Here is a 21,452-nt window from a genome sequence, read left to right on the forward strand (position 1 = left end):
AGGAGGAAAACACCGTGGGAAACATACGGCCCATTTTAAAGAACCGCAGAGGCGACGCCTTTGTGTTTCTTCTGATTCTGATCTTTTTCATTCTGACCCTGGCGGCTGTCTTGATGGAGTATTTCCGCATGGAAAGCCTGTACCAGCAGGTGGAATATGTCCTCCAGCGCGGCGTGAACAGCGCCGTGGAATATTCTATGCGGGACGAATACCGCAGGGACGGTTATGCCCTGTTAGATACGGAGGAAGCGCAGACCCAACTGTATGCGTATCTCCATGACAGCATGGGGCTGGACGCACAGCTGAACAAATATGTCGGAACCGAATGGAATTACCGGCTGGAAATCAAAGAAATTCTGGTGACGGAACGCCCGCCCCGGCTGACGCTGACCGGGGAAATCGTCTCCCGCAGTGTGTTCAGCTTCTTAACCGGAGAGGTACGGCTTCCGTTTACCATATCCAGCGTCAATACCCAAACAACAGAAGGAGGTTTGGAATGAAACGAAACAATTTGCTCATCCTGCCGCTGATGCTTTTGTGCTGCCTGTTCTTTCCCACAAAGGCATTTGCGGCAACGGACAGTGATATTCATATCGAAGTCACATCCCCCATTGACAGCCTGACAGACGAAAGCGGTGTAGTGGCCGTGGAACAGTTCCCGGCTGAAATCCCCATTTCCGTCACCGCCTCCACCGGGACGCTGACGGAAATCAAACTGCAATACGAGGACGGCTGGCGCATGATCCCGTCCGAGTATGTCCTTGGAATCGAAAGCAAGGAAAAATGCGGCCCTTATACCGTCACCGCCAAAACCGACGAGGGTGCGGTCATGACCGTTACAGTTAATGTGGTCTTTCAGGTCAAAGCCACCTATGACACCAGATACCGCACCATCGGTATGAACATCACCGAAATCTATGACGGCGAGACACAGCTTGTGTCCTTCCCGGAGCCGCAGCACATCGACATGGTAAACGCCAATACCGTGGCGGACGATGAGCAGGCGCGCATTGCCGGATGGATCGGCAGGCAGGACGGCGGCACCTACACGCTCTGCGGGAGCCTTGTGGTGGAAATCCATAACATTGCGAACGGCGATATTTACGGCATTTATGATACCGATACGGAGTTTGAGGAGCTGACCACCCGCTTCGGCTGGACAAAAAAGACTGTCATTGCCTTTGAGACCATGGGAAATACGGAGCTTTCCTATCAGGCTCCCGTTCCCATTGAAGTGGAAGCGACCTGGTGTGACGAGGAAAAACAGGAAATCTACGGAACCCTCACCGCCCAGGATAAGGGCGTACCGGAGCTGTTATACCCTTACCAGACCACTTCCGTCACCTTTCATAAGGACGATATTTCTCTTTCCAGAAACTTCTCCTATCTGGGACTGGAATGGGATTACACCCCGGACAGTGCAGAATATGCCGATGGAGAAAGCAAGACACAGACGGAAATCACACAGAAAATTCATTATCAGATTCCCGCCGCCGACTTCTATTTTAAGTTTGAATCCACCAAGGGAAATGATCTGTCGGTGGTGATCCGCGCTCCCGCGACGGTCAACCGCGGCGCAGATTATTCCTTTACGGTCATTTATATGAACAGCGGAGAAAGCGCCGCCTATGATGTGCCTCTGAAAGGAACCATAGATGAGTTTCCGATAGAAGAAATCCCCGCCATGCAGGACTTTCCCCCCAATCAGAGCAAGACCTACACGATAAAGCGCACGGCGGACACGGCTGCGGATGAAATCCAGCTGTGGGCCAATATCGGCGTACCGGAGGGCTTTGTGGACGGCAATCTGAAAAACAACACCGCCACGGCGGTTATAAAAATCGTTGACCCCGAACCGGAGCCGACACCGGAGGATACGCCGGATACACCGGACGACCCGGATAATCCCGGTGATCCGGATAATCCGCCCGACCAGCCTCCTGACGAAAAAGAAAGCTGTGATTTGCTGGCGGATATTCTGGCCGCACCCACGGTTTATGAACAGGAGGAATACAGCTTTACCGTCAGCTTCACCAATCAATCCGGGGAAAGCCTGAACAATGTGCCGCTGTCCGGTACAAACAATGAGCAGAGCCTTTCGGAAATTCCGAAAGCAGCGGATTTTGCACCGGGCGAAACCAAGACCTATACTGTGACCGGAACGGCAGGCAGTGCCGGGGAGGTTTACCACCTGTGGGCCTATGTGGACACGCCGGAGGGCTTTTCAGACGAGAATCCCGTGAACAATACGGCTGTGACCACCATAACCGTTGTGGAAAAGCCGGATACACCGGATATTCCCGATACGCCAGATACCCCGGACGATCCGGACACTCCCGATACTCCCGATGATCCTGATAATCCTGACCTACCCGACAATCCGGATGATCCTGACACGCCCGATACACCGGATGACCCCGGCGATCCCATTCCCTCACCAACCAGAATCTGTGATGTGTGGACGAATCTGTCTACGCCGCCCACGGTCTATGAACGGGATGGCTATAGCTTCACCGTATACTTTGCCAATTCCACCGGCAAGACGCTGACGGACGTGCCTCTTTCCGTGACCATCAACGGCCAGCGGGTTTCCTCCGTGCCGGATACGGCCAGCTTTACCGCCTATGAGAAAAAATCCTATACCGTTACCGCCACAGCCGGGGCCAAGGGTGAGCCGCTGTATATCGTGACTGAAATCTCCCCGCCTGACGGATATACCGACGAAAATCCGGCCAACAACCGGGTATCCGCTGAAATCATGGTGCTGGAAAAGCCTTACGATCTGGATGTGCAGCGCATTACTCCCGACCGCTACAAGGAAAACCAGTCCGTTGTCACCACCATTAAGGTGGGCAATCAGGGCAGCCTTGATTTTGCGCCGGGACAGAATGTGACCGTTTTATTTGAAATCCCGGAGCTGTCCTTTTCCAAGCGCCTGACGGCCATTGTCATGGAAAAGGATACATGGAACACGGTTTCCCTGCGCTGGGATACCCCCGATGTGCAGGCCGATAAAGCCATTACCCTGATTGCCACCATCAACCCGGACGGAGCTTTGAACAATGAAAGCACCGATGATAACAACGTGTACACGCAGCAGGCGGTCATTGAAAATATCGTCTACGAGACCCCGGAGGAAAGTCAGACTCTGCCCGACCCACCCCAGCGAACCGAACAGTCCCGTGTGACCTGGTGGGAGCAGCGCTATGAAAGCGGCAAGTTTGTTTGGCATGAATACTACGCCGAGTTAAGTGTCAGCGCTACGCTGGAATATGCCACAAAGGAACAGGGCTATTTAAAGTCCGGGTACGGCTATTCGATTACGGTTACACCCTCTGTTCGTACCAACTACGACAAGCCGGAACTGATTACCGCCCCGCAGACAGCGGAGCTTTATCTGCCGGAATACCGTTATGATACCGCCATTCCCCTTGTCAAAGAGGACGGCAAATTTATCTTTGCGGAGAATCCCGCTTCTCCCTTCCTTTATCGGAAACAGTACCTGCCTCTCTGGTTCCCTGACGACACGGACTATATCGCACAGCTGCTGGTGACCGACGTGCATACGCCGGGCGGAACCCTGTCCAAATGGCTGACCGGCGGGGAGCTGGAAATCCGGGTAGTGGACAGCATGTATTCCGATGACATCACTACAGCGGACTGATGCTTCTACTGCTATATGCCGTCCCCCTTTTGTGGGCGGCGGTATCTGATTATAGAAAGCGGATCATTCCCGACTGGACATGGATTGTCATTCTTGTTCTTGGGGTAATATCCGCTTTTTTGCTGCCTGCTCCGGCTCTGTATGAAAGAATTGCGGGATTCTTGCTGCCGGGGCTCTGCCTTTTGCTGCTTGCCGTGAAATTCGGCGGTGTGGGCGGCGGCGATATCAAGCTGACGGCGGCTATGGGCTTTGCGTTCGGACTGTATTCCCTTGCCGCAATTTTATTTCTTGCCCTGCTTCCGGCCTGTGTGTATGCAAAAGTGACCCGGCAAAGAAGCATACCGCTGGCGGTCTTTCTATGCGTCGGCGTGTTTGGGTATGCCGCCGTGCTGTTTGTATTTTACCTGATTTGAGAAAGGAGTGTTTTCATGGAGAAAGAGAAGCGCATGATTGAAAGCTATGAGGTGATCACCACCATCCATATCGGCGGCCGGGAAATCATTTTTGCCGAGGATCAGCGGGCTGAAATGCCCTTCATGGTGTGCGACTGCACCTGGGACAATCCGCTGAGCATGGACGTGTACAGTGACGCGCTCATCGGCGACAACTATGTAGAGATCATGACCGAGTTCACGAGCCGTCTGCGGGAGCAGGTGCAGCGGGTGGACGCGGAGCGCGCCCGAAGGGGCGTCGGCCATATTCCCCTCACCGCCGCAGACTGCATTTCCGGCAGCGACCGCAGGGACTATGCCGGTCAGATCATCGTGCTGAAACCGGAATCGCTGGCGGCCTATGCCAGAACCCCGGATCATCAGCTTTTTGTTGTCACCGGTGGAAACGGCGCAAGGCCGGACGCACGGGGCAGCGCCGTGTTTTGCAACAATCTGTGCACCGGCGAACATTGCCGCAGGGAGCGCCAAAACGTGGCCGGAATCGCCGACCCCGGCAGGCTGCCCGCGTGGGCAAAGGAAAGGCTGGCGGCATTGGAGAACCGGAAGGATACGGAGCGTCTCTCTGTTGCTGCGCGGCTGACCGAGGCCAAGCGTACCGCCGCCGCGCAGGCCGCTACACCCAGGCAAACCGAAAAAGCTGGCCCGGAGCGATAGGCTTCGGGCCTTTCTCATGAAAGGAGGCTGCCACGCATGGCGGAAAAAGGCAATACACAATCTCAGGTCAAGGAAATCATCGGCCGTCTGGAGGCCGGGATGCAGGATCTGTTTACCAGCGAAAAATATATGTCCTATCTGCAAACCCTCGCCCGTTTCCCCCGGTACAGTACCCGCAATGTGCTGCTGATTCATATGCAGAAACCGGACGCTACTCTCGTCGCGGGTTTCCAGACCTGGCAGAGCAAGTTCGGCCGGTATGTCAAAAAGGGGGAAAAGGGCATCAAAATACTGGCTCCCACACCCTTTACCGTGAAAAAGGAACGGCAGAAAATGGACCCGGACACCCATATGCCTATTCTCAGCACAGACGGCCTGCCGGTTACGGAGGAGGTAGAGCTGCGCATTCCCCGATTCAAGGCCATTCCTGTGTTTGATTTGTCACAGACGGACGGAAAGCCTCTGGCGGAGCTTCAGCTTGCGGAGGAATTGAGCGGGGACGTGCGTCATTACGAGCTGTTTATGGAAGCCCTGCGCGCCGTTTCCCCACTGCCCATCTCCTTCAAAGCGTTCCCGCCCGAGCAGGACGGCGAGTGCGAATACGGTGTGGGCATCCGTATCCGGGAGGGCATGAGCGAAATCCAGACTGTTGCCGCCATCGTCCACGAAATCACCCATGCCGTACTCCATGACGGCACGTTACAGCCGGAGCCGGACGAGAACGAAAAACCCAAGGACGACCGCACCAAGGAGGTTGAGGCCGAGAGTGTAGCCTATACCGTCTGCCAGTATTACGGTATCGAAACCTCTCCCAACAGCCTGGGCTATATCGCCGAATGGAGCAAGAGCCGGGAACTAAAGGAGCTGAGCGCTTCTTTGGATGTTATCCGCAAAACGGCGGTGACGCTCATTGACAGCATTGACCGGCGATTCCGGGAGCTGGCCGCCGAGCGCGGCATTAACCTTGCCACTGAGCGAAGCGCCGTTGCCGCCACAGAATCGCTCCCCCAAAAGGAATATGGTGAACAGACGGCACTGGCTGCCCTTGCCCGGCTGACGCCCGGCGAACTGGTATATCTGGAAAACGCGGTGAAGCCGGTGCAGGTGGTTGCTGTCCGGGAGAGCGATGTGCTGTTTATGGCACCGGAGCTGGCGGCGGAACTGACACTCCCCACGGAAAAGGTCGTCCGCTCCCTGCTTGTCCACGGCGCAAACCGCCCGTTTCTGGAAGCGGCCGAATACAGCCAGCCGGGGCCGCCTCAGACCGAAAGCGAAAAAGAACCGGAAAAGCAGTATGCCCTGGGCTATGGGCATATGGGCAACGGCCTGACCGTGTGGAACCGGCTGGAGGAGCAAAACGGCGATTACGTTACGGTGGCGCACATTGACCCCGACCGCAGCGTGACCTTCTATGATAAAAATATGCCGGAATCGGTCAGGGCAGGCATTGAGAAAATCGCGCGCACCTCGGATATGCGCATCTCTGCCACACAAGACGCGCCGGTGTTCCGTACCGCTCCTGAACCGGTTTTGCCGAATCGTGATACCGCGCCGGAACCGCAGTTCCAGAAGATACCCGACCCAATCCCGGAGGAAGAACCAATACCCGAACCGGAGCAGAGCGGCACGGAGCCGGAGGACGTTCCGCCTGATTCTGCTATCGGTCTGTCGGAACGGGATTTATACGGCTATACCGACCCCGCCATGCTTCCACTCCTGACGGAGCGGGCGCTGGAGCTGTTCGACGCCGACCACACCATTTATATGCTGCACCCGGACAATACCGAGGCGATGGTATTCGAGCGTGAGGAAATCACCGGGCATGACGGCATTTTCGGCATAGAGGCCGGGGAATGGCAGGCATCGCGGGAATTTGAGCGGATGAAACAGGAGGCACTCGACAGTGAGGGTTCCCGTGAGGGGGCACTGCTTTACGGCACCGGCGACCGCTACGGTATTTACCAGCTCAAGGACGGCGATGCGCTGCACTTTCACCGGTTCAGTTCTCTCAAGCAGCTGGAACAGGACGGCCTTTCCGTGGAGCGGAACCATTATAAGCTGGTGTACACCGCACCCCTGCCTGCCGATACCGAGCTGGAGGAGCTGTTTGAGCTTCACAATCGGGACGACCGGCCTGCGGCTAAGGATATGCGCTCGCTGTCTGTCAGTGATATCGTTGTCCTGCGGCGCGGAGAGGAAGTGACCTCCCATTATGTGGACAGCTTCGGTTTTGCCGCGCTGACCGCTTTTCTCGGTGCGGAGACCCGGCCCCAGGAGCAGCCGACCTATTCCCAACCTGGGAATACCCCGGAAGAACGCTCCGGACCCAGTGTTGCCGAGCTGGAGGCCACCGTCAAGGCGGGCGGGCAGATTTCCCTGACCGACCTTGCAAACGCCGTTCACCGGGAAAAGCCCCTGTCTGAGCGAAAGGAGAAGCCCTCCATTCTGGCCCGTCTACAGGAGGGCAAACGGACGACACAGGGCATGGACACATCCAAATCAGCGCCAAAGCGCGACAGTGAACGGGAGGTATAGAGATGTACGAAGATCAGGTATATACGCAGTCGGTGGACACCGCGCGTCAGAATGGCGAATTGCCGCAATACCGGGAGAGTAAAAAGCGTAACTGCGCTTGTGCCGGGGCTATTGACCAGGCCATATCCGACAACAATTACGAACTTTACCATTATGACCTGAAAACCGCCGCACAGGCTGCGGTTTCCGAATACGGTCTGCACCGTGTTTCCTGGGTGCTGGCGCACCTTGTTCAGCAGCATGAGTATGATGGACGTTATTCCAACGCGCATAAGCAATGGGCAAAGAGTTTTTCCCTACCTCATAAGGACATGGAATTCTATATTCTGAATTCTCACCCCACTGTTCTGGACGGCTTCCTGTCCCGATTGCTGGAGCTGGAAAGCAGCCTCCAGCGGATTGCGGAGCATATCGTTCAGGAGGGAACGCAGAACACCACGCAGGGGAACTGGATTATGGGTTTTGATGATCTCCCTCCCGAATTGGGCGGCGCGGATTTCATTGCGGCCCATCAAAAGAGCATTCTGCACCTGCTGGAGCAGACGGAGGCGGTGGCTGACGCTACACTCTCGGACGGCTGCTTTGATGTGTGCTATTATCTGGATTACTGTCAAAACGCTGAGCCGGAGGAACCGGAAGCTCTGCCGGCAAACCGAGAGGGCGCAGATAAGCCCTCCATCCTTGCCCGGCTACAGGAGGGCAAAAAAGCGGCGGCACAGGGGCAGGATTCCCCTAAAACAACGCCAAAACGCGACAGTGAACGGGAGGTGTGATCGTGCTTCAAATTGAGAATATTGACCTGCAAAAAGCTCTGGACGACATAGCCCGAAACAATACGGCCTGGCATCTTGAGAATGATCTTGGCATCAGTATCGGACAGATGAAGCGGACGGCCCAAATGGACGATCCCACCGAGAAAACCCTGATCTGGATATCCTATCCTGCCGGAATCGACTGCTACAGCGAACGCGATGTGTTCTTAAAGGACACACGGGGCTTTAACGGCGTTCAGTATCACGCGAATGGAGCGAACCATGAACGCAAGCTGGCCTATGCCGTTGAGGTAACGGGCGTTCAGGAAGGAAAACTGATGGGCAGCCTGTTTGAAATTGACTTACAGGCATATGGGGCATTTGTCCGGGAAAACGCGCTCTCTTACCAGACTATGCGACTGTTTCTCACAGACGCCTATGACCACGGCGCACAGACCGTTATGTCAAAACAGGAATTTGACAGAGCCTATCCCCAGGAACTTCCGGAAATGAAATACTGGCGTCATGAGCCAGCCGACACCCATGCTTTGGAGGAGCTGCTGAACCGGCAGTATGTAGTCCGCTCCCTGGAAGCCGAGCCCGGCGACCTGTGGCTTCATACCAGCAATCTGTATGATGAGCGCCTATCGTACTATTCCGAAAAAATCATGGAGTCTTTCGGAAAACTTTCTGAGGCAAACAGCCCGGATCAGCAGCATTTCTCCGTAGAACTGCCTTCCTTTGTCGCCAATACCTTTCATGCCGAACAGCTCACCCGTCTGCTGGATGCGCTGCCCTTTGACAGCACGGCATTTTCTATCCGAAAAGGACAGCGGGAGTTACATGCAGAGGTTCCCCGTGGGGAAATGCTTCTGTTGCGGGAGGCTGAAACACTGGCGAAAGAATACCATGTGATTTTAGAGGCGTTTGCACCGTGGGAATACCGGGCGGAGCTTGAAATTGAGGATACCGCCAATCCGGTTTTTGACACAAAGGCAGCCAAACAGGCGATTGCCGAGGACACGCACCATATAAGTGCCGGGAGCAAGGAGGCCGGATATATTCTGGCGCATTTGCAGGAATTGGTGCAGTCGTCCCCGGACGCGCAGGAACCCTCTGCGCTTGGGCTTCAAGCGGACCGGCTGCACCGGCGCTTGGCCGACTATCTGGCAAAGCAGCGGAAGCTGCCTGAAAAAAATGAGCCGGGTGCAAGCAAGAAGCCCTCCATCCTTGCCCGGCTACAGGAGGGCAAAAAAGTGGCGGCACAGGGACAGGATTCCCCTAAAACAGCACCCAAACGCGACAATGAACGGGAGGTATGAAGATGGATTTTACCATAGAAGAAATAAATTTGATGTGTATTTATCATGTTACCGGCCGGGGCAGACTGATGAGCGCTATCCATGAAAGCCTGCCCGATATGGAGGAGCCGGAGCTGCGGGAGCTGGCGCTCCAGGTGCTTTCCCGCTTAGAGGGCATGAGCGAGGAAGCGTTCGATGCTCTCGACCTTACAGTAACCGATGATTTTGACGAGGAGGTGTGATTCATTTTGGCGACCAAATTTCAACTCTATGCACAAATGGCGGAGCGGCAGGCCGAGCAGGTTACACGGCAGCGCGCCGAATGGACCCGCTTTCTGGACACCGCCGCCCGCCTGTACAAATATCCTTTTGCAGAACAGCTCATGATTTATTCCCAGCGGCCGGAAGCCACGGCCTGCGCGCCCATTGAGCTCTGGAATGACCCTATGCACCGCTGGGTGCGGCGCGGCTCCAGAGGCATCGCCCTCATTGACGACAGCGGTGAACGCCCCCGCCTGAAATATGTGTTCGACATTTCCGATACCGAACCGGCCCATGAAAACGCCCGCAGACCCTATCTTTGGGAAATGCGCCCGGAGCATGAAGCACCGGTCATGGCGGCGCTTTCCCAAAATTACGACGGCGTGGAGGGCAATCTGAATGATGCCCTTTACAACATTGCCACCCAGCTCGTCCGGGAGTATTATGAGGATAACGACCGCGAAATCGGCTACAGCGCCGAGGGCAGCTTTCTGGAGGACTTCGACGAATATAATCTCGGCGTATCGTTCCGGGCAGCCGCCACCGTCAGCGTAGCCTACAGCCTGATGTCCCGCTGCGGACTGGATACCGACGCCTATTTTGAGGACGAGGACTTTCAGCCCATTTTCGACTTTAATACCGTTTCGGCGGTCTCTGCGCTGGGCACGGCGGTCAGTGATCTGTCGCAGCAGGTTTTGCGGGAAATTGGAGCAGTCATTAAACAATACGAGCGCCAGCGCGCGGTGAATCAGGCGCTGGATGCCGAAAGGAGCGACGAGCATGAACGATCTCATTTACAGCCGCAGCGGGGATTATCTGCTGCCCAATCTGGCCCTGACACCCCAGCCGGGAGCAGAGAACGCGACCCTGGGCAAGTATGGCAGGCTGCGCCGGAGCTTTCTCAAGCAGCACCGGGCCATATCCTACAATTCCCTTCTTCTGAGCGAGAAGCTGTACCCCCACCTGTGGGAAACGGAGGAAACAGCCAACCGGCGTATGGAGCAGCTGATGGCCGGACTGACGCAGAAGAATCCGCCCCCGGACAAGAAAGCCGACCAGATGGCCTGGACGGCCCATATGAACAGCCTGCGTCAGCAGGCGGAGGAAGTGATACTCCACGAGCTGATCTACATCTAAACGAAGAACCGGCAGCGCCGCCCGAACAGGAAGAACCTGTTTCGGGCGGTATTTCTTTGCCGGAAAGCACAAACCCGCAAGGGTATTCCCAGGTTGAAAATACCTTGGAGCCGCCCGCTGTTTCCGCTGTACCGATTGTCGAAGCACTGCGCGCCTCCTCCATCACCGCCGAGGAGGTGGACGCTGTTTTGCGCGACGGCGGGAATGAAAGCCGAAGCGTTCTGCGTATTGCCGCCTATTTCATGAAAAACAAGAGTCCTGCCGATAACGCCGATTTTTTGCGCCGGGAGTATGTGGCGAAGTATCGGCATATCACGGAGGGCGGCAAGGGCTTCCGCTTTGGTAACGACAGCCTGGCGGTCTGGTTCAAGCCGAACGGTATTACGCTTGGCCGGGGAGACAGCGCCCTGCGCGCATCCGACCGGGTGGAAGTAAGCTGGGAGCAGGCCGCCGTGCGCATCCGGGAGCTTTTAGAGGCCGGGCAATACATCTCCGGCGATCTGCTGGACGAGGCCATTCCCAATGAGCATCGGGAGCTGGCCGAGCGGCTGCTGTTTCTGTACCGCGACGACTTCCGGGATTTTCGGGAAATGCCGGAGGGCTGGCGAAGCGAACGCGGCGGCTTTCCGGATGATGCCCGGCATGTAGCGGAGTTTTTAGGCGATCAGGGGGAGCTTGGCGAATACAGCCTGCTTCTGGAGCGGCTGGCGGAGGATGTCGCCGCGCTTTCCACCGAACCGGACGCGCCCAAACGCTTTTGGCATGACCCGCACCGGATGTTAGAGGATGTCCGGGATGCCGGTATCCGTCCACATGCCTTTCCTGTCCGGGAGGTGCGGGGCCTTGCCGCCATGCGCTTCATCACGCAGGATGAGGTGGATGCTTTTCTCACAAAAGGAAGCAATATTGAAGCCAGCAAATACCGTATTTTCTCCTTTTTCCTGCAAGGACACACCCCCAAGGAGCAGGCCGACTTTATAAAAAACGAGTACGGGAACGGCGGAGGCAGCCATGCGCTGGGCGGCGCGGACGACAGCTGGTATGACGGCCTGCACGGAAAGCTCAAGCTGACACGGGGCGGCCTGAGCGAGCCATACGACACAGTGGAGCTGAACTGGAATGCGGCCGCCAAGCGCGTCGGCAAGCTGATAGCCGAGGGCCGCTACATGACCCGCGCCGATCTGGACCGCATCCCGGAATATGAGCGGCAGACACTGGCCAGAGAGGTAACGTCCTTTTATTACGGTCTGCCCGGCGACATTCCGCGCCCCTACGCCGATTCCGGGTACTTTGACAGCGCCAGCCAGAAGTCTGTGCGGGAGCTGCTGGACAATCCGGCAAAGGTGGAGGAACTTCTTGCGGCTATGAACCCCATCTTGGAAGGAACCCATCCCGACGACCGGTATTATGAAAGCCGCCGCACTGCTTTTGACAGTCTGACCGCATTCCGGGACGGCAGCTATACCCTGTTTCCGGGGCGGAACAGTCTGCCCATGCCCGAAGCGGCGGCAAAGCCCCTCCCGGCTGCGCCTCCCGCGCCGGTACAGCTTTCTTTGTTTGATTTCGGTCTGACAGAGATGGTGTCCGCAGCACCCCTGCCGGTACTGCCCGGCGTAGAACAGCAGCGGACCATGATACAGGCAAATACCCAGCAGGACGAACAAAAACAACAGCCTGCCATTACCGATACCATCTCACAGGAAGAAGCGGACGCCCTGATTGGGGCGGCGGTGGAAAATGCGGAAAGCCGTGTGCGTATCGGTCAGGTATTCTCCGAAAATCCCCGTTCACGGGAAGCGGCGCAGGTACTCAGGGCAATTTACGCTCCGCTTGCCTTCACCATGCCCCGGACAGACGGAGCCGAGGGCTATATGGGACTGCTGGGCGAGGAGGGCGGCGTTCATCTTTCCAAGGGCGCACCTGCCGCGTCGCCCCTGTCCGAGCGCCCGCCCGCCGTCACGCAGTTTCTGCCGTGGGGACAGCTCCATAAGCGCGTGGCCGAGCTGGCACAGGCCGGTTGTTATCTGGAAACCCCGGAGCAGGCGTACCAGAGCCCCCGCCAGCACATCGCTTATCAGCAGGGTGATTCCATAGACGCTGTTTCCGCAGACGGCACCCATGTCCAGCTGGTGATCGACCGCGTGGACGAGGCATATGTGTACTATACCATGCCATCCGTTCCCGATCAGGAGCCGGTGGAGATGTTCCGCTCCCGGTTTGAGGACTATTTAGATGATGGACGGTTCTCCATTATGGAGCCGGGAGCCGTCCTCCCCGAAGCACCGCCGAAGCCGTCGCCTGCCGAGCTGTCCGCCGCAACCGGCCGCCCCTACGCGGCAGGCGATATGGTCTTTCTGGAACAGGACGCGCCCTATATCATTCATTCCATTGACCGTGAGGTACACCTTTATCATGCTCATGTGGCGGCAGATATTCCACCCCTGCGCTCCGAAAGCTTCCGCTATTTTGAACACCTTCTGCGCCGCAATCCCAAAAATGCGGCTATCACCGGCTTTCTGGCCGCCGATTTAAGTGATATTCACCCGGACGTGCATGATGTTCTGGCCGACAGCCTGCTGACGCGGGATTCCAAACGTGCTGTGGCAGAGCTGCTTTCCGCAGGCACGGACAATTCCGGCATTGCCGCACACCTTGCCGAAGCGTTCCCCAACGTATCCGAAACCTTTGTATCCTCCGGCGGATATGAAACGGACTACTTTACCCAGCCGCGCGGTATTCAGATCGAGGCCCAGGACCGGCAGCTGACGAAAACCTTTGTTACCTGGGAGGAAACCGCCGCCATCTGCCGGAGCCTGTACCATCAGGGACTGGAGGGCTTTCACTCCGCCGAGCAGGAAGCAGAAAAGACGGCGGAGCGCAAAGCCGTACAGGAACCGGAGGACGATATCCTCACCCCGGAGGAAGTCGCGCAGCTGCGGGAGCGCCTGCAAAACCCCACCCCGGAGGATGAAGCACGGATTGACGGAATGCTGGCCTTTGCCGAGCGGGCCGCGTCGGAATACGAAGCGGAGCTTGGCCTTACACCGGAACCGGCCGCTTCGGCTGACGCCATTCACACACTGGCAGAGGACATTTCGCTGCTGTTTGAGGACACCGCGGGAGCGCCCCCTTTTGACGAAACCGAGGACTTTGACCTTGCCGCCGAATTGGAAAATCAACTGCGCGCCGGAGAAATCGGGCAGGCGGAGGAGCTTTTGCGGAGCCTTAGCAGCTTTCGCACCCACGACGCGGAGCTGGAAGCTCAGGCCGACCAGCTGCTGGAGCGGCTTCACGCGCTAAACCGTGCGCTGCCGGAGGAACCGGCGCAGCGTACCGAACAGGAAATACTTGACGACGCCCTGCGGGTATGGAACGGCCATGTGGAAAGTAAGGTCATGGTGTATCAATATGTGCGGGATTTTCCCCGTGCGCGGGACACCGCCGATTTTCTCAAAACGGAGTTTGCCGACTATGCGGAGGATATCGAGGACTTTTCTGCTTTCCCGGTGGCTCTGCCGGACGGCACGGAGGAACATCTGCCGTGGCCGAAGGTACAGCGGCGGATTGCCCAGCTGATTGAAGCCGGGGCATTTTTAAATCCAGATGAAATGACGCTTGTAGAACGCGAGTACGATTTTGACAGTGAGGAACCGGCAGAACTTGAAACGGTGGCCGGGCCTCAGCAGGATTTGCCCAGGTATCAGGAGGGCGACACCGTTTTTCTGGAGGATGACCGGGAATTTCGCATCGACCGCATCGGCGACCGAGAGATTTCGTTGCAGGATATGACCTTTGCCCAGGGCGTGGGCTTTCCCATCTTCCGCGCTGTCGGTATCACCGAGTTTGATCAGCTGTTACAGAATAATCCACGCAATGCGGGGCTGTTTGAACCCCAAGCGGAAACGGAACAACTGCCCGATCTGCCCCCTGCGTCCAATTACCGGATTACTGACGATCACCTTGGCGAGGGCGGCCCCAAAGCACGGTTTGCCGCCAATATTGCCGCCATCCGTCTGCTCAAGCAGCTGGAAGCCGAAGCACGGCCCGCTGTGCAGGCAGAACACGAAATCCTCTCGCGGTATGTGGGCTGGGGCGGTCTGTCTCAGGCATTCGACGCCGGGAATGAGGGCTGGCAGAAAGAATACACGGAGCTGAAAACACTTCTGACCCCCGACGAATATGAAAAGGCGCGGGAAAGCGTTCTGAACGCCCACTATACGCCGCCCATAGTAATCCGGGCCATCTATGACGCCGTAGCCCGGATGGGCTTCAAAACCGGCAACGTACTGGAGCCGTCCTGCGGGGTAGGTCATTTCTTCGGTCTGCTGCCGGAGGGGATGCGCGGGAGCAGACTGTACGGCGTGGAGCTGGACGACCTCTCCGCCCGGATCTCCGCAACGCTCTACCCAGGTGCAACCATTATGGCGAAGGGCTTTGAAAAGACCAGCTTCCCCGACAGCTTTTTTGACCTTGCTGTCGGCAACGTGCCCTTTGGGGATTACAAGATTTTCGACCCCGCCTACAACCGGCACAATTTATTTATACACGACTACTTTATCGCCAAAACCATCGACAAGGTACGCGCGGGCGGTGTCGTCGCCCTGATTACCTCCAACGGCGTCAGCGGCGGCACCTTTGACAAGCGGGACAGCAAGGCCCGGCGCTATATGGCCGAGCGCTGCGACCTGATCGGCGCGATCCGTCTGCCGGACAACGCGTTTAAGGCGGCGGCCGGCACCGATATGACCACCGACATTCTATTTCTGCAAAAGCGCGAAGTGCCCCGGAGCCTTGCGACGGATATGCCTGATTGGGTCAGCGTGGATATTTTCCACGAGCATGAACATGAACTGGAATCCGGAGAAATCCGCCGCACTGTCCTGACCCTGAACAACTACTACCGGGAACACCCTGAAATGGTGCTGGGCAAGCTGACTGTGGAATCCGGGCCGTTCGGTCCCCAGCTTTCCTGCAAGCCGGAAGAGGCCGCATTGAGCGACCGGCTCCGGGAGGCCGTTTCCCATCTGCAAGCCAGTATCCCGGAGGCGGTGACGGAGCTGGATGAGCTTTCCGACAGCGGCAGCGGATTTTCTATTGCCGCCGACACCCATGTCAAAAATTTCAGCTACGTCCTGGCCACCGCAGTAAAATCCGGCGATGATTGGTATGCCGCCAAGCTGGGACAGGGTGATGTGTATTACCGGGAGAACTCCCGCATGTACCGCGTGGAGCTGCCCACCGCTACCTTAGACCGCATTCAGGGCATGGTAGAGCTGCGGGACTGTGTACACGCACTTATCGACTGCCAGCTCAACGACTACGACGATGCGGCAATCCGGTCACAGCAGCAGAAGCTGAATACTCTGTACGATGCTTTCACCGCCGAATACGGCCTGATCAACTCCGTCGCCAACAACAGGGCCTTCACCGCCGATTCCTCGTATTTTCTCCTGTCCTCGCTGGAGCTTCTGGATGAGGACGGCAAGCTGGAGCGCAAGGCCGATATGTTCACCAAGCGCACCATCAAGCAAAAATCTGTTGTGACCTCCGTAGACACGGCAAGCGAAGCACTGGCGGTTTCCATCGGGGAACGGGCACGGGTGGATTTGGACTATATGGAGGAGCTGTCCGGTCTGTCCCACGACAAGCTGATTGAGGATTTGCGCGGCGTGATCTTTCTCAACGCCGGTTACGCCGATTCCCCCGAACAGGCATATGTAACCGCCGACGAGTACCTTTCCGGCAATGTGCGCGAAAAGCTGCGTCTTGCGCGGGCGGCGGCAGCCGTCAACCCGGATATCTCCATCAACGTGGAGGCGCTGGAAAAGGCGCAGCCCAAGGAGCTGGAGGCCGGTGAAATCGGCGTCCGTCTCGGCTCCACCTGGATTGACCCCATGTATTTTCAGCAGTTTATGTATGAGTTGCTCCAGTCACCCCGGAATATCCAGAATATCTCCAAGGTCAACTACTCTGCCTACACCGGCGAATGGCAGGTCACGGGCAAGGGCCGCATTCCCTATAACAACATTGCCGCCCATGTGACCTACGGCACCGAGCGGAGAAATGCCTATGAAATCATTGAGGATACACTAAACCTGCGGGATGCGAGGGTCTATGACACCATCATCGAAAACGGCCAGGAAAAGCGCGTCCTCAACAAAAAGGAAACCACCCTGGCGCAGCAGCGGCAGGAGCTGATTAAACAGGCGTTCAAGGACTGGATATGGCAGGACCCTCAGCGCCGCCAGCGCCTGGTGCGCAAATACAACGAGCTGTTCAATTCCTGCCGCTCCCGCGAATACGACGGCAGCCACATTGTTTTTACCGGCATGAATCCGGAGTTTACCATACGCTCCTATCAGGCAAATGCCATCGCCCGCATTCTTTACGGCGGGAACACCCTGCTGGCTCATGAGGTGGGCGCGGGCAAAACCTTTGAAATGGTAGCCGCCGCCATGGAGGGCAAGCGCCTGGGGCTGTGCAGCAAAAGCCTGTTCGCCGTGCCCAATCACATCATCGACCAGATCGCGGCGGACTTCCTGCGTCTGTACCCCTCCGCAAATATCCTTGTAGCGACCAAGCGGGACTTTGAAATGCGTAACCGCAAGAAGTTCTGCGCCAAGATTGCCACCGGCGACTACGACGCAGTGATCCTCGGCCATTCCCAGCTTGAGAAAATCCCCATCTCCAATGAAAGGCAGGAGCGCCTTTTGCAGGAGCAGCTTTGGGAGGTGCTGGAGGGCATTGAGGAGGCGCAGCGCGCCAAGGGTGAGAATTTCACCGTCAAGCAGCTCCAACGGACCAAAAAGCGGCTGGAAATCCGGCTCGAAAAAATCCGGGAAGGCAAGCACCGCGACGATGTGGTAACCTTTGAGCAGCTTGGCGTTGACCGACTGTTTATCGACGAGGCACACAATTTCAAGAACCTGTTCATTTACACCAAAATGCGCAATGTGGCAGGGCTTTCCACCACCGAAGCGCAGAAATCCAACGACCTGTTTCTCAAGTGCCGCTACATGGATGAGCTGACGGGCGGCAAGGGCATTATCTTTGCCACCGGCACCCCGGTATCCAACTCCATGACGGAGATTTACACCATGCAGCGGTATCTGCAATATGCCACGCTGGAGCGCAATAACCTGATGCACTTCGACTGCTGGGCCTCCATTTTCGGGGAAACCGTGACCGCGATGGAGCTGGCTCCGGAGGGTACCGGCTACCGGGCGCGCACGCGCTTCTCCCGGTTCCACAATCTCCCCGAGCTTATGGGCATGTTCTCTGAGGTCGCCGACATTAAGACCGCTGATATGCTGGATTTGCAACGCCCGGACGCTCATTTTGAAACGATTGTGGTAAAGCCCTCCGCGCTTCAGCAGGAAATGGTGGAGGCGCTGTCCGAGCGCGCGGCCGATGTGCATCGCGGCATCGTTGATCCCAAGGAGGACAACATGCTCAAAATCACGTCGGACGGGCGAAAAATCGGACTGGACCAGCGCCTGATCGACCCGCTGCTGCCCGACGATGCTGACAGCAAGGTCAACGCCTGCATGGAAAACATTCACCGGGTATGGGAACGTACCCAGAGCGACCGCCTGACCCAGCTTGTGTTCTGTGACTTCTCTACCCCGAATAAGGACGGACGCTTCAACGTCTACGACGATATCCGGGATAAGCTGCTGGAAAAAGGCATCCCGGAGCAGGAAATGGCCTTTATCCATGATGCCAACACCGATGTCAGGAAAAGAGAGCTGTTCGCCAAGGTTCGTAAGGGGCAGGTGCGCATTCTGTTCGGCTCTACCTTCAAAATGGGTGCGGGGACAAATGTGCAGGACCGGCTCATCACCATGCACGATCTCGACTGCCCGTGGCGTCCCGCCGATCTGGAGCAGCGCGCCGGGCGCATCGTGCGTTTCGGCAATCAAAACCCCGAAGTGTTCATCTACCGTTATGCTACGGAAGGCACCTTTGATGCTTACCTCTGGCAGACGGTGGAGAACAAGCAGAAATTCATCAGCCAGATCATGACCTCAAAATCCCCCGTCCGTTCCTGTGAGGATGTGGACGAAACCGCCCTGTCCTATGCAGAGATTAAGGCACTGTGTTCCGGCAATCCCCTGATAAAGGAGAAAATCGACCTGGATATTGAGGTCGCCCGGCTGCGGCTGCTGAAATCCGAGCATCAGAATCAGCGCCACCGTCTGGAGGATGATCTGCTGGAAAACTTTCCAAAAAGCATTCAGTCCGCCCGTGAGAAAATAGCCGGGCTGGAACAGGACTTACAGCGTCTCAATGCCCATCTTCCCAAAGAGCTGCCCGCACCGGCTATTCCTGTAGAGGGCGGTGAGGCAAAACCCGAGACGGCGGGCAAAACGCCCTTTGCGCCCATGACGGTGCTGGGCATTACCTACGCGGAAAAAGAGGCGGCGGGCAAGGCTCTTCTGGAAGCCTGCAAAAGTGTTAAGGGGAGCGAAGCCGTCAACATCGGCGCATATTTGGGCTTTGACCTGCACCTGTCCTTTGATACCGTATACAAGAAGTTCCGGCTTTCCATGAAGGGCGCGCTGAGCCACAGTATTGATATGGGCGTGGATACCTTCGGCAACATTACCCGTATGAACAATGCATTAAAGGTAGATATCCCACAACATCTGGAATCCAACCGTGTCTATCTTGAGAACCTGAATCAGCAGGTGGAAAACGCCAGAAAAGAGCTGGATAAGCCGTTTGCCATGGAGCGTGAGCTGTCTGAAAAGGAAACGCGGCTGGCTCTTATCAACGCGGAGCTGAACATTGATGACGGCCGTGCGCCGCTGGAGGCTGCCTCTCTGGGCAGTGCCCAAAGCGCCAAGAGCAAGCCGTCCATTCTGGAGAGCCTGCGGGTTTCCTCTCACACAAGTAAACCGGCGTCCCGGCCGGACAGGACTGCGGAAAACAGTCTGTAGCCGGAATGCGCCATGATTGTATGAACAGACGGAGCGCTCCCGGAAGTGGGGACGCTCCGTTGCTGTCAGAAAGAAGCGGCGTATGCCACGATTGGGAAAGAAAACCTGATTGGAAGAACTCCTTCTTTGAAAAAAGGGGCAGCGTCAGGAAGAAAATATCCTGCCGCCGCCCCCTTCTTTTATTTTAAACCGAAAAGGCGGTGATTTTTTATGGTGAATCGAAACAGGCACATCAACATTTCCTTTCGTGCCACTGAGCACGAAAAGGAGCTGATTGCCGAAAAAATGAAGCTCGCGGGCATCCGAAGCCTGCGGGCTTATCTTTTGAAAATGGCTGTGGACGGCTATGTGGTGCAGCTTGATTTATCTCAGGTGCAGGAAATGGTTTCCCTGCTTCGCACCGCGACGAACAACCTCAATCAGATTGCCCGACGCGTCAACGAAACCCGCAGCGTCTATGAGGCCGATATTCAGGATTTGAAAGCGCATTACGACTGCCTGTGGGAACAGGCGGGGAATATTCTGAAAAGGCTGTCCGCGTTGTAAGCAAGTTATTATTCGCCGTAATAGGAACGGTATTTCACTTTCATTTCGGCCGCTTGCTCGTTAATTACACTTCAAATATGTCGGTCATCCGCGCATCTCTCGAACAACACCCAAAAGATGTGTAAGTGCATTATTATCCAAATGCTTTGCTTCGTCCGTCAATTCACTTAGTAGTCCGGGGTTTTTAGCATCCACATCAAAAAAATCTTTCGGTGTAACACCCAAGTATTCACAAATGTAAAAGAACGCTGGAAAAGACGGAAGTGACTTTCGGTTTTCAATGTTGTTAATATAATTATCCGCTTGTCCCATTGACAGGCTCATATCGCGCGCAGAAACACCTTTTTGTGTGCGTAGATTTGCAATTCGCTCTGCTATAAATTCCTCATTCATGTCTATCATCCTCCTATACTAGATTTTACAGTATACGTATAGCTGTTATACGAATTGTAGGAGGGTATTGTTGTTGACATATTAGTTATTAACTATTATTATAGCTTTTGACACGAATTATAAGCTAGTGTCGAATACAAAAGGTGGAGGCTATCAAGTGATGTTGGAAAAAAGCTGTGCATTTACCGGGCACCGACCCTCCCGGTTTGCCTTTGGATTTGATGAAGAAGATGAAAAATGCCTGCGGCTCAAGCTGGCGATGGAGGCACAGATCGTCCGCATGGCAGATGCGGGCATCACCACATTTTATACGGGTATGGCACTTGGGACAGATCAATGGGCCGCGCAGATTGTATTACGCATAAAACTGGATTTTCCGTCTATCCAGCTGATCGCCGTGCTGCCCTGTGAAACCCAGGCTAATAAATGGTCGCCGGAGCAGCGGGAACAGTATTTTAATACCCTCGCCAAGTGCGATGATGTAATTACCTTGAATACCCACTACACGCCCTCCTGTATGTTTGAACGCAACCGCTGGCTGGTGGATCACGCCGGATTTCTGCTGGCCGTTTATGACGGCGGCACAAAGGGCGGCACTGCCTATACCGTTGGCTATGCCCGGCAAAAGAGACGGGATATTATCGCAATTCACCCGGACACGCTGGCGGTGATGGACAATGCGGAGCTTACGGCTCTGGAACTCAGGCGGCAGCTCCGCATCCTGCCCGGCAGGGATCACTGACATCGCATCGCGGTGTTATAGAAAACGGGAGCATCAGCTTGTATCGGCTTCGCTTTTTGCCTCTGCCCTATAT

General features: G+C 56.2%; 14 protein-coding genes. 12 read left to right on the forward strand and 2 right to left on the reverse strand.

Annotation, left to right across the window (positions count from 1 at the left end; all coding sequences use genetic code 11):
• Window positions 1-14: 14 nt before the first annotated feature.
• The 8 genes from ABVS15_RS06860 to ABVS15_RS06895 are packed head-to-tail and all read left to right on the forward strand — an operon-like array spanning window position 15 to window position 9,600.
• Window positions 15-500: a hypothetical protein gene (locus ABVS15_RS06860; RefSeq protein WP_369282995.1), complete on the forward strand. Its 486-nt coding sequence runs from the start codon at window positions 15-17 to the stop codon at window positions 498-500.
• Window positions 497-3,664: a hypothetical protein gene (locus ABVS15_RS06865; protein ID WP_369282996.1), complete on the forward strand. Its 3,168-nt coding sequence runs from the start codon at window positions 497-499 to the stop codon at window positions 3,662-3,664. Before ABVS15_RS06860 ends, ABVS15_RS06865 begins: the two co-directional genes overlap by 4 nt.
• A complete protein-coding gene (locus ABVS15_RS06870; protein ID WP_369282997.1) occupies window positions 3,664-4,077 on the forward strand; it encodes a prepilin peptidase in 414 nt (137 codons plus the stop codon). The genes ABVS15_RS06865 and ABVS15_RS06870 overlap by 1 nt, the downstream gene beginning before the upstream one ends.
• Before the next feature lie 15 nt (window positions 4,078-4,092).
• On the forward strand, window positions 4,093-4,770 hold the full coding sequence (locus tag ABVS15_RS06875) for a hypothetical protein (protein ID WP_369282998.1): 678 nt from the start codon (window positions 4,093-4,095) through the stop codon (window positions 4,768-4,770).
• A 36-nt stretch (window positions 4,771-4,806) separates the two neighbouring features.
• Window positions 4,807-7,305 carry a YodL domain-containing protein gene (locus ABVS15_RS06880; protein ID WP_369282999.1) on the forward strand — a complete coding sequence of 833 codons (2,499 nt, stop codon included), beginning with the start codon at window positions 4,807-4,809 and terminating at the stop codon, window positions 7,303-7,305.
• A 2-nt stretch (window positions 7,306-7,307) separates the two neighbouring features.
• Window positions 7,308-8,078, forward strand: a complete 771-nt coding sequence (locus tag ABVS15_RS06885; RefSeq protein ID WP_369283000.1) for a DUF3849 domain-containing protein — start codon at window positions 7,308-7,310, stop codon at window positions 8,076-8,078.
• A gap of 2 nt (window positions 8,079-8,080) precedes the next feature.
• Window positions 8,081-9,379, forward strand: coding sequence for a hypothetical protein (locus tag ABVS15_RS06890; RefSeq protein WP_369283001.1), 1,299 nt, complete (start codon window positions 8,081-8,083; stop codon window positions 9,377-9,379).
• A 2-nt stretch (window positions 9,380-9,381) separates the two neighbouring features.
• Window positions 9,382-9,600 (forward strand): transposon-transfer assisting family protein, encoded by a 219-nt coding sequence (locus tag ABVS15_RS06895; RefSeq protein ID WP_369283002.1) that lies wholly within the window; start codon window positions 9,382-9,384, stop codon window positions 9,598-9,600.
• Here the strand turns inward: ABVS15_RS06895 and ABVS15_RS06900 are convergent.
• The gene (locus ABVS15_RS06900; RefSeq protein ID WP_369283003.1) at window positions 9,526-10,401 is read right to left on the reverse strand and encodes a hypothetical protein; all 876 of its coding nucleotides are present in this window, start codon (window positions 10,399-10,401) and stop codon (window positions 9,526-9,528) included. The genes ABVS15_RS06895 and ABVS15_RS06900 overlap by 75 nt on opposite strands.
• On the opposite strand from ABVS15_RS06900, the gene ABVS15_RS06905 reads away from it, so the two are divergent.
• The 3 genes from ABVS15_RS06905 to mobC all read left to right on the forward strand — a co-directional run bounded on the left by ABVS15_RS06905 (window position 10,400) and on the right by mobC (window position 20,244).
• Window positions 10,400-10,756: a TnpV protein gene (locus tag ABVS15_RS06905; RefSeq protein ID WP_369283004.1), complete on the forward strand. Its 357-nt coding sequence runs from the start codon at window positions 10,400-10,402 to the stop codon at window positions 10,754-10,756. The genes ABVS15_RS06900 and ABVS15_RS06905 overlap by 2 nt on opposite strands.
• Window positions 10,757-11,607: 851 nt before the next feature.
• Entirely contained in the window at window positions 11,608-19,698 is an 8,091-nt protein-coding gene (locus tag ABVS15_RS06910) for a helicase-related protein (RefSeq protein WP_369283026.1), read from the forward strand.
• A gap of 210 nt (window positions 19,699-19,908) precedes the next feature.
• Window positions 19,909-20,244: a plasmid mobilization relaxosome protein MobC gene (mobC, locus tag ABVS15_RS06915; RefSeq protein WP_369283005.1), complete on the forward strand. Its 336-nt coding sequence runs from the start codon at window positions 19,909-19,911 to the stop codon at window positions 20,242-20,244.
• A gap of 84 nt (window positions 20,245-20,328) precedes the next feature.
• Here mobC and ABVS15_RS06920 read toward each other — a convergent pair whose 3' ends face one another.
• A complete protein-coding gene (locus tag ABVS15_RS06920; RefSeq protein WP_369283006.1) occupies window positions 20,329-20,637 on the reverse strand; it encodes a helix-turn-helix domain-containing protein in 309 nt (102 codons plus the stop codon).
• Window positions 20,638-20,797: 160 nt separating this feature from the next.
• Here ABVS15_RS06920 and ABVS15_RS06925 point away from each other — a divergent pair, with 160 nt between their 5' ends.
• The gene (locus tag ABVS15_RS06925) at window positions 20,798-21,379 is read left to right on the forward strand and encodes an SLOG family protein (protein WP_369283027.1); all 582 of its coding nucleotides are present in this window, start codon (window positions 20,798-20,800) and stop codon (window positions 21,377-21,379) included.
• Window positions 21,380-21,452 lie beyond the last annotated feature (73 nt).

It is taken from the genome of Oscillibacter sp. GMB15532 (assembly GCF_041020825.1).
Classification (GTDB): domain Bacteria; phylum Bacillota; class Clostridia; order Oscillospirales; family Oscillospiraceae; genus Oscillibacter.